The sequence below is a fragment of the Proteus sp. FME41 genome, from assembly GCF_014897315.1.
Lineage (GTDB): Bacteria > Pseudomonadota > Gammaproteobacteria > Enterobacterales > Enterobacteriaceae > Proteus.
The window spans coordinates 1-369 of sequence record NZ_JABUYL010000077.1 but is presented as its reverse complement, the minus strand read 5'-3'; the positions used below and the strand labels follow the sequence as shown (position 1 = coordinate 369).

Annotated in this window: 1 pseudogene; it reads right to left on the bottom strand. The window is 49.9% G+C overall.

The window, feature by feature from the left end:
• Positions 1-369 (bottom strand): annotated as a pseudogene (locus tag INT04_RS19850) (electron transport complex subunit RsxC); the annotation flags it as partial.

Below are 369 nucleotides of genomic sequence, written 5' to 3'. Positions count from 1 at the left end.
CGTTTTCAACAGGGGCTTCAATTGTTGATGTAGCTTCAGCGGCTTGCTGTGCTTTCTTTGCTTTAACACGAGCTAATGCGGCAGCAACGGCCGCTTTACGTGGATCGACGTCTTCGGCTTTAGCGTTTTCAACAGGGGCTTCAATTATTGATGTAGCTTCAGCGGCTTGCTGTGCTTTCTTTGCTTTAACACGAGCTAATGCGGCAGCAACGGCCGCTTTACGTGGATCGACGTCTTCGGCTTTAGCGTTTTCAACAGGGGCTTCAATTGTTGATGTAGCTTCGGTGGCTTGCTGTGCTTTTTTTGCTTTAACACGAGCTAATGCGGCAGCAACGGCCGCTTTACGTGGATCGACGTCTTCGGCTTTAG